Source organism: Sphingomonas sp. CFBP 8760, assembly GCF_014841615.1.
Classification (GTDB): domain Bacteria; phylum Pseudomonadota; class Alphaproteobacteria; order Sphingomonadales; family Sphingomonadaceae; genus Sphingomonas.
The window spans coordinates 1-1,239 of record NZ_JACYUG010000050.1 but is presented as its reverse complement, the minus strand read 5'-3'; the positions used below and the strand labels follow the sequence as shown (position 1 = coordinate 1,239).

Sequence of the window (1,239 nt, the reverse complement as noted above, 5' to 3'; positions counted from 1 at the left end):
TGAGGGCGGAGGGGGGCGCTTGCGCCCCCTTTTGCCGTGATGTTTCTTTCTTCGAGTTAGGCGATGCCGATGCTGACGGCGATGAGCATATCCCGCAAACTGGGCCTGTCGTTCCTGCTGATCTGTGCAGCGGCACTGGCGATGATGGTGGTGTTGTACACCAACTTCACCGCGATCCGGGAGGCGACGGTGGAGAGCAACACCAGCCAGTCGCTCTACGCCCGTGCGCAGACGCTGGAGACGTCGCTGCTGCGCCAGAACAGCCAGTTGCGCGGCTATCTGGTGACGGCGGACCCGACCTATCTGAAATCCTACGAGGAGGCGCGGGTCGAATATGATGCGACCGCCGCCGGACTGGCGACGGTGCTGACCGGGGCGGAACGCGACGCGCTGCTGACCTCGCGGCGCGAGACGCTGGCCTGGCGGCGCGACTGGGGCGACCGGCTGATCGCCCGGGTGAAGGGCGGGGCGCGGGCCGCGGCGGAGGACGAGGTGCGCGGCGCCGGCAAGGCGGTGCTGGTGAGCGCGGCGGTGCTGCCGCTGCGCGCGATCCGCGATGCCGAGACGAGCGCGATCGCGCGCAACGCCGCCCGTCAGGAAGGCGCCATTGCGATGGGCTTCACCGCGATGGCGGTCGGCGGCATCCTGCTGATCGGACTGGCGGTGATGCTGGCGGTGCTGCTGGCCCGGGCGATCTCGCGCCCGGTGACGGCCTTGACCCGGACGATGGGCGAACTGGCGACGGGCCGCACCGACGTCACCGTGCCCGCCACCGACCGGGGCGACGAGCTGGGCGCGATGGCGCGGGCGGTGTCGGTGTTCCAGGATGCGGCGATCGCCAAGCAGGCCGCCGATGCCGCCAAGGCGCAGGCCGAGGTCGCACAGAAGCTGGTGGTCGACACGGTGTCGACGCAGCTGGCCCGGCTGTCCGATGGCGACCTGACCGCGCGGATCACCGCGGACTTCCCCGAGGACTATGCCGCGCTCCGGACGAACTTCAACGAAGCGCTGGTCCGGCTGCATGACCTGATCGGCTCGGTGTCGGAAAGCGCGACCGCGATCCGCACCGGCTCCGGCGAGATCGCGCAGGCCTCCGAAGACCTGGCACGCCGTACCGAAAGCAATGCCGCCTCGCTGGAGCAGACCGCTGCATCGGTCACGCAGATGGACGGCCGGCTGCGGGCGTCGGCGGTGGCGGCGACGCGGACGGTGGAGCGCGCCGATCAGGCGATCGCCACG

The 1,239-nt window shown here is 70.5% G+C and carries 1 protein-coding gene; it reads left to right on the top strand.

The window, feature by feature from the left end; translation table 11 throughout:
* Positions 1-81: 81 nt before the first annotated feature.
* A partial coding sequence (locus IFT82_RS20285; RefSeq protein WP_244647037.1) for a CHASE3 domain-containing protein occupies positions 82-1,239 on the top strand: 1,158 nt, incomplete at its 3' end.